Genomic DNA, 17,615 nt, shown 5'->3' with positions numbered 1-17,615 from the left:
ATATGAATTTGATATAAGGTAGAATCTTATCACAAATTCAAAAAATAATAACAAAAATTATTTTGAAATTTTTTAAATTTCAATAACAATTATTATTTTTTCTGATATGATATGAAACCGAACTTTATTTTAATTATTTTAAAGGAGTATTATGAAAAAGTGGTCTTTATCTTTCGCGCTCATTGTGTCGCTTGTATCAGGTGTCGCGATGTCAAATATTTATGCTGAGAGTCAAAGCAATGAACAGGAGAGCAAAAATTCCACAGAATCTGCAGATTCCACAGATTCTGCAAGTGGTGCAGGCATACTTTTAGAAAAATCCAAAGTAACAGCCCAAGCTCTTATGAGTGAGCTACCCATAGAATTACAATCCAAGCAAGTAAGCATTATCAATAAAGACACACTTTTGGAGACAAGCGGAAGTGGCGGGATACAAGGCGTGCTAGAAAAAGTTCCGGGAATCTTATATTCGCGCTCTGGCGGGATTAATGGACAAATCACAATCCGCGGGCAAAACTCAAACAGTGCGCGCTCAATCGTAATGATTGATGGTGTGCGATATAGCGGGCGAAGCACATTAGAATTTAACATGCTTGATCCATACGCGTTTGATTCTATTGAGGTTATACGCGGTCCTGCAAGCTCACTTTGGGGAAGCGATGCGATGAATGGCGTCATCAACTTTCGCTCTCGCACTTCAAACTACAACATCGGCGGAGAGACTTTCAAAGCGACTGCACGGCTTCGCGCGCTAGAATATGGCAGTGTAAATAATATGTTTGGCGGAAGGGCAGAGATTCTAGGTGGTGGTGCTGGATTTGATGTGCTTATCGGATTTAGTGGTAGGACAGCTCAAGACTACAAAACCCCAATCACAGAAAATGGCTCAGACGAAGCCAAAAACTCCGAATACAACTCGCTTGGAGTAGATTTTAATATCGGATATAGCACCAAAAATGCGATCGCTTATCTGCAAGGTCGCTATGCGCGCGTAGAATCTCATCGCGCTGGAGGGCGTGGTGCAGCTCCGGGAAGTAGCTATGGGATATTTATGAGTGAGATTCCGATAAATGAGTATTATCTGCGCGCAGGGGCAAAAAAGACAGGCTTAAGCTTTGCGGATTCTATGGAGGCGTATTTGTATTATCGCCATTGGGATACAGATATTTGGAATAATCGCTCTCAATTTACAGGCACGCAAAAACCAAATATCCACCAACAAGTCTATGATAATAACTACTTTGGCGGGCGACTTATTTTTGATGGCACTTATGGACGCCATAATCTAGCTTATGGAGCGGAGTTTGAAAGCTCTATCTCACCTACACAAGTAGTGCAAAACAACCTTAAAGATAGAGCTATTAATACCACAAACCGCCCAAGCACAAATACAGATTTTGCGCTCTTTGTCAAAGATGACTTCAAAGCGTTTGATTCGTGGTATTTGAGCGGGGCATTGCGAGCGGATTATGTGCTTACGACGATTTCAAAAACCCGCTCAAGCACAGAAATCACTGGTATTGCCTCTAATAATGCGATAGCAATTAATGCAGCGCGTTTGCTTGATGAAAATGGCGTGATCCATAGTGGTGCAGTTACAGGATCGATTGGCTCTGTGTATTTTTTGAATGATTATTTTTCAAATGTGATTAATCTAAGCCATAACTTCAAAAATCCCGGCTCTGGCACTAGAATGTCAAGCACACCAAGCGGAAGTAGCACACTCACTGTGGCAAATCCGCTCATAAAGCCTGAATATTCTCAAACAGCAGAATTTGGCTTTCGATTCCAAAGTGAAAATCACTTTGCCTCACTCATTGGATTTTTTACAAATTATATCGATATGCTTGCTTTGAGCTCATATCAGAATGCAAGTATCCAAGCAAATAATCTGTATCGCCATGAAAACATCGGACGCGCATTTATCACTGGTGTGGAGCTTGAAGGCAGACATAGCTTTTTGGATAATATGATTGCGATTCATTATTCTGGAGCGTATAACTTCGGGCAGAATCTAACTGATAATAAGCCAATCGCCTATCTTGCGCCACTATATGGGCAAGTAAGCATTTGGCTTAATTTTAAATATTGGTTTTTTAACTTCACAGAGCGAGGCTATGGCGCAAAAACGCGCATAGATTCTAGTGAAGAGCGAAAAACTGATGCGTATGCGATGAGTGATATTTATCTTGGCGTGAAGGTTGGCAAGTTTGATTTCTGGGGCAATAAAGATATGGAATTTATTTTTTCTATCACAAATGTATTTAATCAAATCGGACGCAATCCTGTGGTCGTAGAAAATGTAAGCTTTGCTCGCGCACTTACAAATCCGCTCATCGAGCCGGGCAGAAGCTTTAATGCCAAACTTGTATGGAAATACTAAAAAATGCTAAAAACAATCAGTCTGTATGGGCTTGGGATTGTTGTGATCGTGTGCTGTGGGATTATCTGCCTTAGCATAGGAAGGTATCAAGTGCCACTTAGCGAGATTGTAGCATGCTTTGTCCGGGAATGTGAGCAAACGCATAAAAATGTGATTTTTGAGTTTCGGCTTCCGCGCATTGTGCTTGCAATCGTTATGGGGATTGGCTTGAGTGTGAGCGGTGCTGCATTTCAGAGTTTGTTTAAAAACCCGCTTGCCACGCCTGATATTTTGGGCGTTACAAGCGGTGCAAGCTTTGGGGCGGTGCTTGCTTTGCTCTTTGGGCTTGGAATCCTTTATGTCGGGCTTTTTGGGCTTATTTTTGGGATTGTCGCTTTACTGATTGTAGGGCTTATAAGCTATGATAAAGCTATGCCTTATAATACTATCACGATGATTTTAAGCGGGATTATCGTCTCTGCGCTATTTCAGAGTCTTGTTTCGTTGATTAAATATATCGCTGATCCGCAAGATACGCTTCCTACGATTACATATTGGCTTTTGGGATCACTAGATTCTAGCTTCACACCGCAAGTGTATGTAGGCATAATCGGCGTGATAGTTGGCAGTGTGGTGATATTTTTGCTTGCGTGGAAAATCAATCTGCTTGCACTTGATGATGATGAAGCAAAGACTTTGGGCGTGAGGCTAGGGCTATTGCGCGTGGTTGTGATTATCGCGACAACATTTATTGTCGCTTGTAGCGTGAGTTTGTGCGGGATAATTGGCTGGGTAGGACTGCTTGTGCCACATATCGCAAGGCTACTTGTAGGAAGTGATAATTCAAAGCTGATTCCGCTATGTGTGGTGATTGGCGCGGTGTTTATGATGTGTGTGGATACACTCTCACGAAGTATCTCTACTAATCAGATTCCCATCTCAATCCTCACCGCACTTGTTGGCGCACCATTTTTTATTTATATTTTGCATAAAAATAAAGGAATGCGATTATGAGTTTGTTTAGTATACGTCATCTCTGCTTTTCGCGAAATACGCAACCGATTTTAAAAGACATTAGTTTCTCACTTCAAAAAGCAGAAGTGTTGAGTATCTTAGGACCAAATGGCGTAGGCAAAACAACATTGATGAAGTGCATTCTTGGGTTGCTTAAGTTTCAAAGTGGCGAGGGATTATTGTATGATAAGCCATTGGGGCTTTTTGGCAAGGAGATTTGGAAATACATCTCGTATGTGCCACAAGCAAAGCATAATATCCTTAATATCAAAGTGCTTGATATGGTGGCTTTGGGGCTGAATCCAAAGATTGTCTTTAAGCCAAATGCAAAGGATTTTGATAGGGCAAAAGCCACACTCTCAAAGCTCAAAATCGCTCATCTTGAGCAAAAATCTTGCGCGCTTCTAAGTGGCGGAGAGCTTCAAATGGTGCTTTTTGCGCGTGCTTTGGTGAGCGAGCCAAAGCTCATCGTGCTTGATGAGCCAGAATCTAATCTTGACTTTGCAAATCAAAAAATCATCTTAGAGACTCTAAAATCGCTTAATCAAGAAGGCGTGAGTATTATTTTTAATACCCATTTTCCAGCGCACGCGCTCTATCTCTCGCATAAAGTTTTGCTACTCCAAAAGCTAGATTCTAGTAAGCAAGGCAATGGACTTTTTGGCAGGGCAGATGAGATTCTCACACCAGAGAATCTAAGTCAAATTTATGGCGTCCAAATCGAATTTATCGATAGATCACATCATGATGAATTTGTCGTATGTGTGTGAGATAAGATTTTATCACTAACGCAATCTCAAACTCACAGCACTTCGGCTTTGCCGTTTTTGATTACGACAAGATCTTCTATGCGGACGCCATATTTATCGGGAATGTAGATTCCGGGCTCGATAGAAAATACCATTCCATCTTCAATGATTGTCTCGCTTTTTGATGAGATGAAAGGAAGCTCGTGTATATCTAGCCCGATTCCATGCCCTGTGCTATGTGAAAAATACGCTCCAAACCCGGCTTTGCTGATAATATCTCGCGCGATTGCATCGATTTCTTTGCCACTCATTCCTGCGCGGATTTTTTTGATTGTGCTTTCTTGGGCTTTGAGGACGATGTCATAGATTTTTTGAAGTTTTTTCTCTTTGAATTTTTGTGTTTTTTGGAAATGCAGGGCATTGCCATCAAAAAACGCCGTCCTTGTGCGATCTGAGCAATATCTTTTGTATTTGATTCCTGCATCAAAGAGCAAGAGATTGCCACTTCTTAGCTTTGTGTGAGAGGGTAGGGCGTGTGGTTTGGCGGCATTGGCATTGATACCTAAAATCGGATTAAAACTCAAATCATATTCTCCACTATCTTCTAGAATCTGCTTAGCTAGCGCATAAAGTGCTTTTTCAGTCATATTTGACTGGATTTTTTTGGCAAATTTTTTATAAGCTTTTTTGTTGAGGTATTGAGAGTATTTGATGAGCTTGATTTGCTCTTGGCTTTTGATGATACGCATTTTTTGATGAAAATTTGGCGAGGCGATAAGCTCTGTGTGGTTGAGGCTTGATCGCAATTTCTCATAATTGCACACGCTAAGCTTGGTAGAATCAAAATGAAGTGTTTTGATTTTTGCGGTTTTGAGAATCTCGATAGCCTTGTCAATCAAAAAGCGAGACTCCATAAGTATGATGCGTGGGTGGAGATTTTGCTTCGCTTCAGTGGTGTAGCGAGAATCCGTGATAAAAAATATATCTTTTTGAAGTTTCAAAATAATCGCATTATCGCAACTATATCCCGTCTCATAATACTGCGCGCTCTCATCGCTACTGATAAAATCAAATGTTTTCATTATTGCTTGCTTGTTGGGCTTGTTGAGATTGTTGGTTTTGCTGAGATTGTTGATAGGCTTTGACTTCAGTAACGATTTGCCCGATTGCAATGAGTGCGAGATGATAACCATATGCCCCAAATCCTGTAATCACGCCCGCACACACGCTTGCTGTGTAGCTTTTTTGTCTGAATTCCTCGCGAGCTAGGATATTGCTAATATGCACTTCCACGACAGGAACTCCAGCGGACATGATCGCATCAGCAATGGCGATTGAAGTGTGAGCGTATGCACCCGGATTAATGATGACTCCATCATATTCTCCGCCGACACATTCTTGGATTTTGTCGATGATCTCGCCCTCAAAGTTGCTTTGGAAAAACTCAAGATCGATATTGTTTTGACTTCCGACAGCTTTCATGTTTTCGTGGATTTGCTGTAAAGTCATTGGTCCATAGATTCTAGGATCTCTATGTCCTAAGAGATTGAGATTTGGTCCTTGGATAACTAAGATTTTCATTTTACGCTCCTTGAAATTTTTTCTCATTATAGCTTATTTTTATGATTTAGTAGAATCTAGTAGGGATAAAAAGATAGATTTCAAACCATGCAAGTAAGCACAAGGATATTTTGCTCTTTTTTGTAAATAAGCAAGAGATCGGGCATTATGTGGCACTCTCTAAAGCCCCACATGCTTGCCTTGCAGGTTGTGGTCTCTGTGCTTTGGTGCTAAACTCTCATCATTTGCAAGCTTTGTGATAACCTCTTTAGTGCATTCTAAGGCTTTTGCATTGTTTTTTAGCTTTTTTAAGCCTTTTTTAAAAGCCTTAGAATACCGCACCTCGTATTTAGTCATTTAGAATATCCTTAAACATCGCATCAATATCACGATAGTTTTTATACAAATGTGGATTCTTAAGTATATCCTCGCACTCTTGCATCGCCTTTAGCACCCTTTTATTTGGTGTGTAATTATGCGCCTTACAGATTGGGCACTCTTCTGCATTCCCCATATTCTCTAGCTCTTCTGTCTGCTCTATGCTCACTGCTGTGTTTTTGGCTAGGACTTTGAGTTACTCTAAAAACTTGCTGTCAGCGTTTTTGATAAGTAATGTCATCTCGCCTCCTTTTATGGGTTTATAAATCATACTATAGCTAAGTTTAGGCTTTTAGGCTTTTTGAATTAGTAGCCTTGCAAAAACCTCTTTTAATTGCTCTTTTGAGATTCTATCCTCTGCTACGCCCACTACGACATCTTCTAGCCTTTGGTAGAAATCTTTGTTTAAAGTTTCAGGACAATTTAGCATGACAAAAGCCTTTGAGAGTAAAAGTGCGGTGCGCTTATTTCCATCTAAAAATGGATGAAACTTCACGCAGGCAAAGCATAAATGTGTGAGTTTATCCAAAAAACTTGGATAGTATTTGTCATTTTGGATTTGTGTAAGCGCAGATTCTAAATAGCTTATGCGCGCCTTGTCATAGCCACTCAAACCTTGCATTTTGTGCATTGAATGTTTCATGCAAAAGTATGGCTTCATCTAGCTTTACATATCTCATTTGTCTTTCAATCGCTCAAACACTGCGTAATTCTCTGGTTTCTCTAGATCTCGCATAAGCTCATCACTTACAAGCTCAAAATCACTTTTTTTATTATCCTGCCTGATTGTAAGCTCTGGCTTTAAGGCTTTGAGCGTGTTTAAAATAGTTAGGATTTTATCATCTGCATTTTCGATAATTAATGTCATCTCGCCTCCTTTTATGGGCTTATAAATCATATTATAGCTAAGATTCTATTCTTTCAAAAAGCCATATTCATAAATCTTTGGCTCTAGCCTTCTTAAATATACAAGAGACATTAAGCCATGTATAATTGTAAAAATATTACAATCTGCAAGACTTAATTAAGGATTACAGCAAAAGATGACAGCCGAGCTTATGTATCAAGAGCTTAAAGAACATTTTAATACCCAACAAATTGCGCAAAAACTACATTTACACACAGGCACTTTGAAGCGTTGGGAAGCCACGCAAAAAATCCCAAATGAATACCTTTACGACTTAAATTTCTTGCTTGGCAACAAATACGACTTACAAAAGGTGGATTTTCGCTCACATAATGAATTTTTTACCAAAAAAGAAGTGGCAAAATACTGCTTTGAGAGCTTTTCGCACTTTTTGCAAATCCACAACATTAAGGCAGATGATTATATTTTCATCGAGCCAAGTTGTGGGGATTTGAGTTTTTACGAGCTAATGCCTAAAAATTCACGCATAGGCGTGGATTTAGAGTATAAAAATGATGAAATTTTGTGTCAGAATTTTTTGAGTTTTTATCCGCAAAATATGCACCAAAAATACATAGTTTTGGGCAATCCGCCCTTTGGCTTACGCGGGAATTTAGCCCTGCGTTTCATCAACCACGCAAGTGAATTTGCTGATTTTATCGCCTTTATCTTGCCCCCACTTTTTGACAGCGATGGCAAGGGTAGCCCTAAAAAACGCATAAAGGACTATGAGTTAGTGCATAGCGAAAAACTGCCCCTTGATAGCTTTGTGTATCCAAACGGAAAGGCTGTTGAGGTAGCCACGCTGTTTCAAATTTGGGCGGAGTAATTCCGCCACTATCGCTATGGCTCTCTCTCGCCTTACACCTTATGTGATAAGCGAATATGGTGTGGATTGCAAAGGTGTAGATTTGCGAGAGGACGAAAGCCAAAATGAGAAGCAAAGGCGCACGATTGACTTTTGGTGTGCGACAGAGGGGAATAATGGGCTTGATATATGGATAGAATCTAAGCGTTTATGGCTTAATGTCGGCAAAAGGGCAAAAAGAGCATTTGATTATCATTGCACAAAGCGGATTAGAGATGCCATCGCACAAGTAAAGGATATAACACAACTCAAACAAGCAGGGAGATTAGAGAACTATAATGACTTTAAACTCGCACTTTTTGCTATTAATGTGTATTGTATGAAAACTGAATCTCCGGATATGCAAGAGCTAGATTCTATCCCTTATGAAGTGGCAGAGATGATACAAAATGTAGCAAATGAAATGGGTGTCCGCCCACAAGGTGTGCTATGCTCTGCCCTTGACTTACGCCCTAGTATGAATACACCTAAAGAAAATATCTATCATCTCTATGAGAAAGGATACCTGCCCTTTATGCTTTTATGCGGCGTGGTGGTGTGAGAGCTACAAACGCTTAAGTTTTATATAGAATCTAAGAAGCTTTTTAAACACCTTAAACACCTTTGGCGGCAAGATTCTAACTAAGGGATTTTGTAAAAGTGTGCTTATGCGGATATTTTCTTTACTCCAAGATTCAAGCCCTATGACTTCGTAGCTCCTGCTATACCACTGCAAAAGCTCTATGCTTGGATTTTCCCCTATAAATTCTTTGGCGTATCTGTCTCGTTTGCGTTGTGTGATATGAAAGGTATTTGGGTAGGCTAGGGCAATAAAATTCCCATAGGTTTCAAACTCGCTAAAGCCAGAGTGCATTAAATCCTGCGGATTGATATGCTCTAAAATCGCTTCCCAAAAAGGTTTTTTGCGAGTAGATTCTATAAGTTCTATCAACTCCTGCATTTTTGCAATTTCTATCATCATATTTTCGGTAACAAAGCTAAAATCCACTGCCTTATGGATATATTGTGTCTCTCCTATGGGGAGTTGCAAGTTTGCTAAAGTGTCAAAATAGGGCTTGTGGTATTCGTTTGCCTTTTCAAATACAACTTTGCCTTGCTTGAAAAATTTTAGTTTTCTTAGCGGAATAGTATCAGAATCCCAAATGAGATAATATCTTATCCCCCCCCCCGTTAAAAATTTCGCACTATTTGCATTTTTCAATACATACAATGCAAAAGCCATTTTCAAAAATTGCTGTAAATACCAGCCAGCACGAGAAGTAGAGTTTGCCCCAAGCCCACACATTTTGGCACTTATAGATTCTAGATTCATTCCTTGATAGATGTCCTTTTCATCAATCCATACGACATTGCCTATTTTTTGTAGATTTTCAAATTGATGGGACATTTTTGCATTTTCCATTGCGGTAAGAATAACTATATCTTGTGCGTTTGTAAAATGCTTAAGATAGCTTAGGGTGTGTATAAAATGCGGAGCGTTAATATCTTTTATAGGGATAACAACGCTGAAACTTGGACTATTCATCTATCATTCCCCTTTAGATTCCAAATACTCTTCATAACTCCCGCGGAAGTCTATGATTTCTGCTCCACCGCCGCTAGAATCCGCTTTTAGCTCAATGATTCTATTGGCATAAGCATCAATCAGCTCCCTATCGTGGCTGACACAAATCACATTTCCACTAAATTTATACAACGCCTCGCCAAGCGCGATAATAGATTCTAAATCAAGGTGGTTTGTAGGCTCATCAAGCACCAAAAAATTCCCCCCTTCTAGCATAAGCTTACTTAGCACCATTCTGTGCTTTTCCCCACCGCTTAGGGCGTTTATGGGCTTTTCTTGCTCTTCGCCGCTAAAGAGCATTCGCCCTAGTGCATTGCGTATCTCGCCACTCTCTTTTTTCTTATCAAAGCCCCTTAGCCACTCATACAGGCTTTCTTCCCCGCTTATCTCTTCACTTACATTTTGTGGGAAGTAGCCCCTTTGCGTTGTCGCCCCCCATTTGACAACCCCAGAATCTGCAGCTAACTCTTCAACTAAAATCTTACACAAAGTGCTTTTGCCCACGCCATTTGCACCGATGATAGCGATTTTATCCCCGGGCAAAATTTTCAAACTCACATTGTTTAGTACGCAGAGATCCCCATAGCTTTTTGAGATATTTTCACACTCCAAGGCTTCGTTGCCAATGGTGCGATTGGGCTTAAAGACTATGCTAGGATCTCGCCTAGAGCTAACCGCTAAGGATTCAATATTGAGCTTTTCAAGCTGCTTTTGGCGGCTTGTGGCTTGGCGGGCTTTGCTCGCATTAGCAGAAAAACGCGCGATAAAGGATTCTAGCTCCTCTTTTTCTTTAAGCTTTTTGTTTCGCTCCATTTCCTGCTGTTTAGCTATCAAAGTAGAGGCGATATACCAATCATCATAATTCCCGCTAAACTCCCGCACAGAGCCAAAATCCATATCCAAAATATGCGTGCAAACGCTGTTTAAAAAATGTCTATCGTGGCTGATGACTACAAGCGTTCCTTCGTGGCGTTTGAGATTCTCTTCAAGCCACGATATAGAGTGTAAGTCAAGGTTGTTTGTAGGCTCATCTAGGAGCAAAATATCAGGCTTTGGGAAGAGCACTTGAGCAAGCAAGATCTTAAACTTATCCCCGCCAGTGAGTGAGCTCATAGGATTTTCATGCGTTTGAGCGCTAAATCCTAGCTCCTCTAATATGCGCTCTATCACCACATCTTGCTCATACATAGGATCTTCTTCTGCGCAGATTATCTCAAGCTCGGCTAGCTCGTTATTCACCGCCTCATTGCTTAAGTCCGCGTTTTCATACAGCCATTCTTTGCGTTTGAGCGCATCATAAAGGCGCTTATTGCCAATGCGCACGGCATCTTTGAGGCTTAGATCTTCAAAGGCGTATTGATCTTGCCCTAGCACGCCTAAGCGCGCGTTGTTTAGTATCACCACTTCGCCGCTGCTTGGCTCATACTGCCCACTTAGGATTTTTAAAAATGTGGATTTCCCCGCGCCATTTGCGCCAATAAGCCCATAGCGCTTATGCGCATCAAGGCTAAGATTCACATTTTCAAAGAGCTTCTTTGTAGCGTAGCGCTTTGTGAGGTTTATGGTTTGTAGCATTTAAGATTCCTTAAGATGAGTGAGATGATATAAATATGCTTTTTTAGAGTGTGGATTCTACTACAAAGCAAAGTAAAAAAAGCTTAAAGAGTGCCACTTTTTGCGACTCTTTGCGTTTGGTTTTGTGTTTGTAATAGAGAATCTAAACCGCGTGCTTACCTTAGCCAAAGCAAAAATTAGCAAGAAAGTAAAAATTTTATATTTTTTTCTTATTTTTAGGTATATAATGCCAGCTTACAAACTTGAAACAATCATAGATTCTAGAATCTTAGTTTTTAGAATACTTCACAAAAAGTAAAAGTAAATAGCGCAAGGAACAATAAAGGAGAGATAATGGAAGAAACAACGCAAACAACAGAAAAGACATTAGGAGAAAATACACAAAGCAAATCCAAAATGCCTTATCGCAAAAGACGATATGTGATATATTCGCTCATTACGGCTTTTGCTTTGATTTTGCCATTTATTTCAATCCATGGCAATCAGATTTTTTTGCTCTCTTTTGATCGCGGAGAGCTTCATTTGCTTGGGGTTGTGTTTAGTGTTCAAGAGCTGTATTTAATGCCATTTTTGTTGATTCTACTTTTTGTTGGGATTTTTTTTATGACAAGTCTTGGCGGGAGAGTGTGGTGTGGCTGGAGTTGCCCACAGACTATTTTTCGTGTGATTTATCGAGATGGCATAGAGACAAAGCTTTTGGGGCTTCGCAAACGTATTTCTGATAAACAAAAAAAGCCTGATTATGCGCTGTTTTCTAACAAACTCAAAAAAATCATCGCAATGGCTTTGTTTTCTGTGATTGCATTAGTAGCAGCAGCGGATTTTTTGTTTCTTTTTGTAAGGCCTAATGATTTTTTCACTTATATCGCCGATCCGCTCAATCATAAGATTCTGCTTGGATTCTGGCTTAGTATCGCGCTATTTTTGGTCGCTGATGTTACGCTGATTGCTGAAAATTTCTGTGTGTATATTTGTCCTTATTGCAGGGTGCAATCAGTGCTGTATGATAATGATACGATTATGGCGATTTATGACAATAAAAGAGGTGGCGCGGTGTATGCGCCAAATGGAATCAAAAATGCCCTTGCGCCCAAAAAGCAGAATCCAGAAAATGAATGCACAAACTGCGTGCAATGCGTAAAAGTCTGCCCTACACACATTGATATACGCAAAGGTATGCAGCTTGAGTGTATTAACTGCTTAGAATGCGTTGATGCCTGCACGAGCGTAATGGCGCATTATAATCGTCCATCTTTGGTGCAATGGAGCTCGCCAAATTCTATAACGACACATTCAAAAATCAAATATTTCAGACTCAAAACTATCGCTTATATGGTGTTTTTAAGCATTATTTTTATTTTTGCGATTCTTGTCGGAAGCAAAAAAGAGCCAATGCTACTTAATATCGATAGAGACGCGCAACTCTATGAGATCCGCAAAACAAGCGGTTCAGTGGATAATTATTATACATTTTTGTTTCAAAATACAGATTCTAAGACGCATAAATATTATTTTGAGCTTATCAATAATGACACGCTTGAAATCCTTGAGCCTTTGGAGCCCATCTCAGTTATGCCGGGCAAAAAAATCAAAAAAGTCGTTACCTTGCGCTCCAAAAATCCAGCAAATAATGCCACTCAAAGCGGAGTTACAAAACAGAATCTCATCATTAAAGCCTATGCTGTTGATGATGAAAAGATTTTTGTCGAGCGCAAGACATTTTTTGCTTATCCGCCATTGCATGAGCTTCAAAAATAGGCAAAGATAGGCAAAAGCTAGGATTGAGAGTCATTGAAAGCTCATCATCTCTTATCACAAAGCTAAAAGCCGAGTCGCTTTACAAATGATAGAGCAAACCCAAAAAGAAAAAAAGCTTAAAGCGCTAGGGTTTTCTCATCTGTTGGAATTTGTGATTTGTGCGCCAAGTGATTATGTCAATACTTTGCCAATGGCAAGTTTGCAAGATAGCACAGAAGGCGTGCTTGAGGTTGAAATATTACGCACAAATGCCTATCCAAATGTATTTAAAGTGCAGGGCAGAATCTTAGATTTTGATGAGTATATCGAGCTTGTTTTTTTTCACCCAAAAGCCTTTCACAAAAAGCTTTTTCCAATCGGGCAGAATCTATTTATCCATGGTAAGCTGAGTGCAAAATTTGGGCAATACACAATGATCCAGCCAAAAGTGATAAAGCATAAAGGCTCTATTGTGCCTGTTTTTAAATCAATCAAATACAAATCAAACACTATCAAAGAGGCTTTAGATCAGCTCATAACAAAAGAAGGATTAAGCGCGTATGGTTTAGATTCTAGAGTGATTGAAGATATTGTAGAGATTTTTCACCCAAATCTTGCGTTTTTTGACGCATACACAAAGCATAATGGATTTTTTGGAAAATACCTCTACGCGCTTAAATATGTCGAAGTTTTTTATCATTTTTTATCACTCCAAGGCAAAAAAACAACCTTTCAAGCCAAATTTCAATGTGGGGGTGATTATAAGGCTTTCATCAATTCTCTTCCATTTGCGCTGACAAACGCACAAAATAGAGTCATCGCACAGATTGCAAACGATCTCTCAAGCCAAAAAGCAGCAAGGCGACTTGTAATGGGCGATGTGGGCTGTGGTAAAACAATCATAATCTTAGCAAGTGTGATGATAGCCTATCCCAAAAAATCAATCCTTATGGCACCTACGACAATCCTTGCTAAACAGCTATATGAGCAAGCTAAGCTATATTTGCCAAAGCAAATCCAAATAGCACTCATCACTTCAGATTCTAAAGATGAGCTAAGCGGGCTTTTTGGAAGACATATTGATTTTATCATCGGCACTCAAGCGTTGTTATACAGGGAGATTGATGGGGAGGATTTGGCACTTGTGATGAGTGATGAGCAGCATAGATTTGGCACAAAGCAGAGATTCTATCTTGAAAGCCTTGCTACACAATACAATGCCAAAACGCCTCAAAAACCCCATATTTTGCAATTTTCAGCAACGCCGATTCCGCGCACTATGGCTATGCTAGAATCTAATTTGATTGATGTAAGCATTATTGATGAAATGCCATTTATGAAAGACATTAGCACGCAAATCATCTCAAAGCCTGATTTTAAGGAGCTTTTAGCGCATATCAAAAACGAAATAGCAAAAAATCACCAAATAGCAATTATTTATCCGCTAGTTGAAGAGAGTCAAGTTATTGAGTATCTCTCGCTTGAAGAAGGGGCTTTGTTTTGGCAGAAGCATTTTGAGCGCGTGTATGTAACTTCAGGGCAGGATAAGCAAAAAGAACAAATTATGCAAGAGTTTGCAGATAATGGCAATATTTTGCTTGCGACAACGCTTATTGAAGTGGGAATCTCTTTACCAAAGCTCTCAACAATCATCATCATAGCCCCAGAGCGACTCGGCTTAGCGACACTTCATCAGTTGCGCGGGCGCGTAAGTCGTAATGGATTAAAGGGGTATTGTTTCTTATATACACATAATCCAGATTCTAAGCGGTTGGCTGATTTTGCGACACATTCAAGTGGGTTTGATATAGCAGAAATCGATCTCAAATACCGCAAAGGCGGAGATATATTAGGAGGCAAGCGTCAAAGCGGGCAGGAGTGGAAATGGGTAGATCTTAGCCAAGATGTAGAGATTTTTAACAAAGTCAAAAGTGATATAGCAAAGATAAAAGAATCCGCAAGCCAACCAGAATCTAAAACTCAAAATGTATAAAACCGCTACATTTTTTTATACTTTAGATTCTCGTTTTTACATATTAGTATTTACACTATGCTACACTTTACATTCACAACCAAATCACAAAAAGGAAGAATATGCGAGTTTATTTTTTTGCTACTTGTATGGGCGCAGGTGTGTTTGCAGATACCTGCCTCAATGCTATGAAATTATTACAAAATGCAGGAGCGGAGATCATCTACAAAAAAGATCAGACATGTTGCGGACAGCCAAGCTTTAACTCTGGGTATTATGATGAGACAAGAAAAATCGCGCTCTATAATATGAGTCTTTTTGAAAAAGATTATCCTATCGTGCTTCCTAGCGGGAGTTGTGCGGGAATGATGAAGCATGATTATATAGAGCTTTTTGCAGATACGCCAGATGAAGTAAGAGCTAGGGAATTTGCAAGCAGAATCTATGAAGTGAGTGAATTTTTGGTCGGTAAGCTTCAGGTGCGCTACACTGACACAGGAGAGCATACCAAAATCACTTGGCATAGTAATTGCCACGCATTGCGCGTAGCAAAGTGCATCCCTCATGCAAAAACATTGCTAAGACAGCTTAAAAATGTCGAGCTTATAGAATTAGAGCGTGAAGAGGAGTGTTGCGGGTTTGGAGGGACTTTTAGCATAAAAGAGCCAGAGATTTCAAACGCAATGGTAAGCGAAAAAATCCTTGACATACAAAATCAAAAAGTTGAGTATCTTATCGCAGGAGATGCGGGCTGTTTGCTTAATATCTCAGGAGCTATGAAAAAGCAGGGCGTTGCGATCAAAGCTATGCATTTGTATGATTTTTTGACACAAAGAATAGGAGCATAACATGAGCGATATTCAAGCACATTCTAACCAAACACATTCCAATTATGAGGAAGAGGTATTACAAAAGCTAAGCGATGAGCAATTGCGCAAAAATCTCAAAAGCTGTATGACTACGCTTAAGACAAATCGCAAAAATCTTATCACGACAAGATTTACTGATTGGGAAGGGTTACGTAAAAAGGGCAGAAATGTAAAGCTCAAAGCCCTCTCTCAGCTTGATTATTTGCTTGAAGAGTTTGAAAAAAACGCCACTGCAAATGGTATCAAAATCCATTGGGCGAGCTCGCCAGATGACGCAAATGAAATCATTTACAATCTTGCTAAGCAAAAAAATATCACTAAGATTCTCAAAGGCAAATCAATGGCAAGCGAAGAGATCCACCTCAATGCCTACCTTAAGAAAAAGGGCGTAGAAGCGGTTGAGACAGATTTAGGTGAGCTTATTATCCAACTCATTGATGAGCCACCTGTGCATATTGTCGCACCTGCGATTCACAAAAACCGCTATCAAATCGGCGAGATATTCAAAAACAAGCTCAACGCTCCACTAGAATCCGAGCCAGAAAAGCTCAATAATATCGCAAGAGTGCATTTACGCAAAGAGTTCAAAGATTTTAAAATGGGGCTAAGCGGGGTGAATTTTGCAATCGCCAAAGAGGGCGCAGTTTGGCTCATAGAAAACGAAGGCAATGGCAGAATGAGCACCACAGCTTGCGATGTGCATGTCGCTATTTGTGGTATAGAAAAAATCGTTGAAAGTTTTGAGGATGCGAGTATATTAGTTAGCTTGCTTGCTCCATCAGCTGTGGGTGCGCCTATCACTGCGTATAATAACATCATCTCTTCACCTAGAAAAGAGGGCGAAAAAGACGGACCAAAAGAAGTGCATATCATTATGCTTGATAACCATAGATCAAATATTTTGGCAGATTCTAAATTTTACCGTGCACTAAGCTGTATCCGCTGTGGCACTTGCCTCAATCACTGCCCTGTGTATGACAAAATCGGCGGGCATGCCTACCTTAGCACATATCCCGGACCAATAGGCGAAGTCATCTCACCACAACTTTTTGGGCTCAAGCAGTATGGCTATATGGTAAATCTATGCTCGCTTTGTGGAAGATGTAGCGAGGTATGCCCGGTGCAGATTCCGCTTGCAGAGCTGATACGAGATCTTAGAAGTGAGAAAGCCAAAGAAGGTAGAGGCTTGGTGTATGCCTCTGAGCACATCACCCCAAACAAAAAAGAACAACAAGCAATGAAATACTTTAGTATGGTCGCTACAAGCCCAAAACAATGGAGATTTGCATTAAAATTCGTGCATTATTTTGGCAATGTAGGCAAGGTTTTTGCGCCTCTTATTCCCGGACTTAAGCAATGGAGCAAATACAGAGATTTACCCACAATCAATGGTAATTTAGATTCTAAAGTCAAGCAATTACAAGGAGTGATTTATGAGTAGCAAACATTCAATACTAAAAAATGTGCAACACGCATTGAATAAAAATACAATCACAAAAGCCGAAGCACATTACGAGCAACCTTACTCTAATCAGCAAAGCGATCTTATCCAACAATACAAAACCCTGCAAGAAGCCAATAGAGCGAAGGTGTATGATGTGGCGGATTTAGATTCTAGCCTTGCGGAAGTGTTTAGGGATTTGGATTCTCAAAGGATTCTTTGGACGCAGAATCTTCCTTGTCAAAAAATTGATGGCTTTGATTATCTTGATTATGACAAAAGTGTAGAGGAGCTAAGAGAAGAGCTTTTTGACACAGATACAAGCATTATTGAAGCAATTTGTGGGGTGGCAAATTTAGGCATTGTAGGGCTTCGATCAGATGTGCGCTCACCACGGCTCGCTTCACTTATCACTCCAAGATGTGTGATTTTGCTACACAAAAATAATATCGTCTCAAGCATTTATGACGGAATCCAAAAGCTCAAAGACACGCAGGATAAAGCATTGCCGACTAATATGATTTTTGTGGCTGGACCTTCTCGGACTGCAGATATTGAGCTTCAGACCGTTTTTGGCGTGCATGGACCGCAAGCTGTTAGCGTTGTGCTATTTGGATAA

Annotated in this window: 19 protein-coding genes; 10 read left to right on the top strand and 9 right to left on the bottom strand. The window is 40.1% G+C overall.

The window, feature by feature from the left end; genetic code table 11:
- The first annotated feature begins 151 nt into the window (after positions 1-151).
- From DY109_RS00400 to DY109_RS00390, 3 genes are read left to right on the top strand one after another with little or no spacing between them, the layout of a single operon-like run.
- Positions 152-2,383 carry a TonB-dependent receptor plug domain-containing protein gene (locus tag DY109_RS00400; protein ID WP_023946329.1) on the top strand — a complete coding sequence of 744 codons (2,232 nt, stop codon included), beginning with the start codon at positions 152-154 and terminating at the stop codon, positions 2,381-2,383.
- A 3-nt stretch (positions 2,384-2,386) separates the two neighbouring features.
- A complete protein-coding gene (locus DY109_RS00395) occupies positions 2,387-3,376 on the top strand; it encodes a FecCD family ABC transporter permease (RefSeq protein ID WP_023946327.1) in 990 nt (329 codons plus the stop codon).
- On the top strand, positions 3,373-4,146 hold the full coding sequence (locus DY109_RS00390; RefSeq protein WP_023946324.1) for an ABC transporter ATP-binding protein: 774 nt from the start codon (positions 3,373-3,375) through the stop codon (positions 4,144-4,146). The genes DY109_RS00395 and DY109_RS00390 overlap by 4 nt, the downstream gene beginning before the upstream one ends.
- A gap of 32 nt (positions 4,147-4,178) precedes the next feature.
- On the opposite strand, the gene DY109_RS00385 is transcribed toward DY109_RS00390, so the two are convergent.
- From DY109_RS00385 to DY109_RS00360, 7 genes are all read right to left on the bottom strand, one after another.
- Entirely contained in the window at positions 4,179-5,207 is a 1,029-nt protein-coding gene (locus DY109_RS00385) for a M24 family metallopeptidase (RefSeq protein WP_023946323.1), read from the bottom strand.
- Complete coding sequence (aroQ, locus tag DY109_RS00380; protein ID WP_023946321.1) at positions 5,194-5,706, bottom strand: type II 3-dehydroquinate dehydratase; 513 nt, start codon at positions 5,704-5,706, stop codon at positions 5,194-5,196. The genes DY109_RS00385 and aroQ overlap by 14 nt, the downstream gene beginning before the upstream one ends.
- Before the next feature lie 80 nt (positions 5,707-5,786).
- The gene (locus DY109_RS12260; RefSeq protein ID WP_268743587.1) at positions 5,787-5,852 is read right to left on the bottom strand and encodes a hypothetical protein; all 66 of its coding nucleotides are present in this window, start codon (positions 5,850-5,852) and stop codon (positions 5,787-5,789) included.
- 13 nt (positions 5,853-5,865) lie between these two features.
- Entirely contained in the window at positions 5,866-6,042 is a 177-nt protein-coding gene (locus DY109_RS00375; RefSeq protein WP_023946319.1) for a type II toxin-antitoxin system mRNA interferase toxin, RelE/StbE family, read from the bottom strand.
- The gene (locus tag DY109_RS00370) at positions 6,035-6,232 is read right to left on the bottom strand and encodes a hypothetical protein (protein WP_023946317.1); all 198 of its coding nucleotides are present in this window, start codon (positions 6,230-6,232) and stop codon (positions 6,035-6,037) included. The genes DY109_RS00375 and DY109_RS00370 overlap by 8 nt, the downstream gene beginning before the upstream one ends.
- Before the next feature lie 123 nt (positions 6,233-6,355).
- Positions 6,356-6,706, bottom strand: coding sequence for a Fic family protein (locus tag DY109_RS00365; RefSeq protein ID WP_322789425.1), 351 nt, complete (start codon positions 6,704-6,706; stop codon positions 6,356-6,358).
- A gap of 33 nt (positions 6,707-6,739) precedes the next feature.
- Positions 6,740-6,931, bottom strand: coding sequence for a hypothetical protein (locus DY109_RS00360; protein WP_023946313.1), 192 nt, complete (start codon positions 6,929-6,931; stop codon positions 6,740-6,742).
- A gap of 175 nt (positions 6,932-7,106) precedes the next feature.
- Between DY109_RS00360 and DY109_RS00355 the strand changes: the two genes are divergently transcribed.
- Both DY109_RS00355 and DY109_RS00350 read left to right on the top strand, forming a co-directional pair.
- Positions 7,107-7,799 carry a hypothetical protein gene (locus tag DY109_RS00355; RefSeq protein ID WP_023946311.1) on the top strand — a complete coding sequence of 231 codons (693 nt, stop codon included), beginning with the start codon at positions 7,107-7,109 and terminating at the stop codon, positions 7,797-7,799.
- 16 nt (positions 7,800-7,815) lie between these two features.
- Positions 7,816-8,379, top strand: a complete 564-nt coding sequence (locus DY109_RS00350) for a hypothetical protein (RefSeq protein WP_023946309.1) — start codon at positions 7,816-7,818, stop codon at positions 8,377-8,379.
- 3 nt (positions 8,380-8,382) lie between these two features.
- Here the strand turns inward: DY109_RS00350 and DY109_RS00345 are convergent, their stop codons facing one another.
- Positions 8,383-9,363, bottom strand: coding sequence for a hypothetical protein (locus tag DY109_RS00345; RefSeq protein WP_115737712.1), 981 nt, complete (start codon positions 9,361-9,363; stop codon positions 8,383-8,385).
- Between the two features lie 3 nt (positions 9,364-9,366).
- Positions 9,367-10,977 (bottom strand): ABC-F family ATP-binding cassette domain-containing protein, encoded by a 1,611-nt coding sequence (locus DY109_RS00340; protein ID WP_023946303.1) that lies wholly within the window; start codon positions 10,975-10,977, stop codon positions 9,367-9,369.
- 333 nt (positions 10,978-11,310) lie between these two features.
- Between DY109_RS00340 and ccoG the strand changes: the two genes are divergently transcribed.
- The 5 genes from ccoG (at position 11,311) to DY109_RS00310 (ending at position 17,615) form a co-directional block, all read left to right on the top strand.
- A complete protein-coding gene (ccoG, locus tag DY109_RS00330; RefSeq protein WP_023946300.1) occupies positions 11,311-12,735 on the top strand; it encodes a cytochrome c oxidase accessory protein CcoG in 1,425 nt (474 codons plus the stop codon).
- Between the two features lie 85 nt (positions 12,736-12,820).
- Positions 12,821-14,707, top strand: coding sequence for an ATP-dependent DNA helicase RecG (gene recG, locus DY109_RS00325; RefSeq protein WP_023946299.1), 1,887 nt, complete (start codon positions 12,821-12,823; stop codon positions 14,705-14,707).
- Positions 14,708-14,808: 101 nt separating this feature from the next.
- Positions 14,809-15,534, top strand: a complete 726-nt coding sequence (locus tag DY109_RS00320; protein WP_023946297.1) for a (Fe-S)-binding protein — start codon at positions 14,809-14,811, stop codon at positions 15,532-15,534.
- Position 15,535: 1 nt separating this feature from the next.
- Entirely contained in the window at positions 15,536-16,996 is a 1,461-nt protein-coding gene (locus DY109_RS00315) for a LutB/LldF family L-lactate oxidation iron-sulfur protein (RefSeq protein WP_023946295.1), read from the top strand.
- Complete coding sequence (locus tag DY109_RS00310; RefSeq protein ID WP_023946293.1) at positions 16,989-17,615, top strand: LutC/YkgG family protein; 627 nt, start codon at positions 16,989-16,991, stop codon at positions 17,613-17,615. Before DY109_RS00315 ends, DY109_RS00310 begins: the two co-directional genes overlap by 8 nt.

Source organism: Helicobacter fennelliae (assembly GCF_900451005.1).
GTDB classification, from domain to species: Bacteria; Campylobacterota; Campylobacteria; order Campylobacterales; family Helicobacteraceae; genus Helicobacter_B; species Helicobacter_B fennelliae.
Note: the sequence above shows the minus strand (reverse complement) of the source record. Positions and strands in the feature narration are given on the sequence as shown.

Coding starts and splice junctions, on each gene's coding strand:
- DY109_RS00400 (WP_023946329.1), top strand. CDS start 152: ATGAAAAAGTGGTCTTTATCTTTCGCGCTCATTGTGTCGCTTGTATCA.
- DY109_RS00395 (WP_023946327.1), top strand. CDS start 2,387: ATGCTAAAAACAATCAGTCTGTATGGGCTTGGGATTGTTGTGATCGTG.
- DY109_RS00390 (WP_023946324.1), top strand. CDS start 3,373: ATGAGTTTGTTTAGTATACGTCATCTCTGCTTTTCGCGAAATACGCAA.
- DY109_RS00385 (WP_023946323.1), bottom strand. CDS start 5,207: ATGAAAACATTTGATTTTATCAGTAGCGATGAGAGCGCGCAGTATTAT.
- aroQ (WP_023946321.1), bottom strand. CDS start 5,706: ATGAAAATCTTAGTTATCCAAGGACCAAATCTCAATCTCTTAGGACAT.
- DY109_RS00375 (WP_023946319.1), bottom strand. CDS start 6,042: ATGACTAAATACGAGGTGCGGTATTCTAAGGCTTTTAAAAAAGGCTTA.
- DY109_RS00365 (WP_322789425.1), bottom strand. CDS start 6,706: ATGAAACATTCAATGCACAAAATGCAAGGTTTGAGTGGCTATGACAAG.
- DY109_RS00360 (WP_023946313.1), bottom strand. CDS start 6,931: ATGACATTAATTATCGAAAATGCAGATGATAAAATCCTAACTATTTTA.
- DY109_RS00355 (WP_023946311.1), top strand. CDS start 7,107: ATGACAGCCGAGCTTATGTATCAAGAGCTTAAAGAACATTTTAATACC.
- DY109_RS00350 (WP_023946309.1), top strand. CDS start 7,816: ATGGCTCTCTCTCGCCTTACACCTTATGTGATAAGCGAATATGGTGTG.
- DY109_RS00345 (WP_115737712.1), bottom strand. CDS start 9,363: ATGAATAGTCCAAGTTTCAGCGTTGTTATCCCTATAAAAGATATTAAC.
- DY109_RS00340 (WP_023946303.1), bottom strand. CDS start 10,977: ATGCTACAAACCATAAACCTCACAAAGCGCTACGCTACAAAGAAGCTC.
- ccoG (WP_023946300.1), top strand. CDS start 11,311: ATGGAAGAAACAACGCAAACAACAGAAAAGACATTAGGAGAAAATACA.
- recG (WP_023946299.1), top strand. CDS start 12,821: ATGATAGAGCAAACCCAAAAAGAAAAAAAGCTTAAAGCGCTAGGGTTT.
- DY109_RS00320 (WP_023946297.1), top strand. CDS start 14,809: ATGCGAGTTTATTTTTTTGCTACTTGTATGGGCGCAGGTGTGTTTGCA.
- DY109_RS00315 (WP_023946295.1), top strand. CDS start 15,536: ATGAGCGATATTCAAGCACATTCTAACCAAACACATTCCAATTATGAG.
- DY109_RS00310 (WP_023946293.1), top strand. CDS start 16,989: ATGAGTAGCAAACATTCAATACTAAAAAATGTGCAACACGCATTGAAT.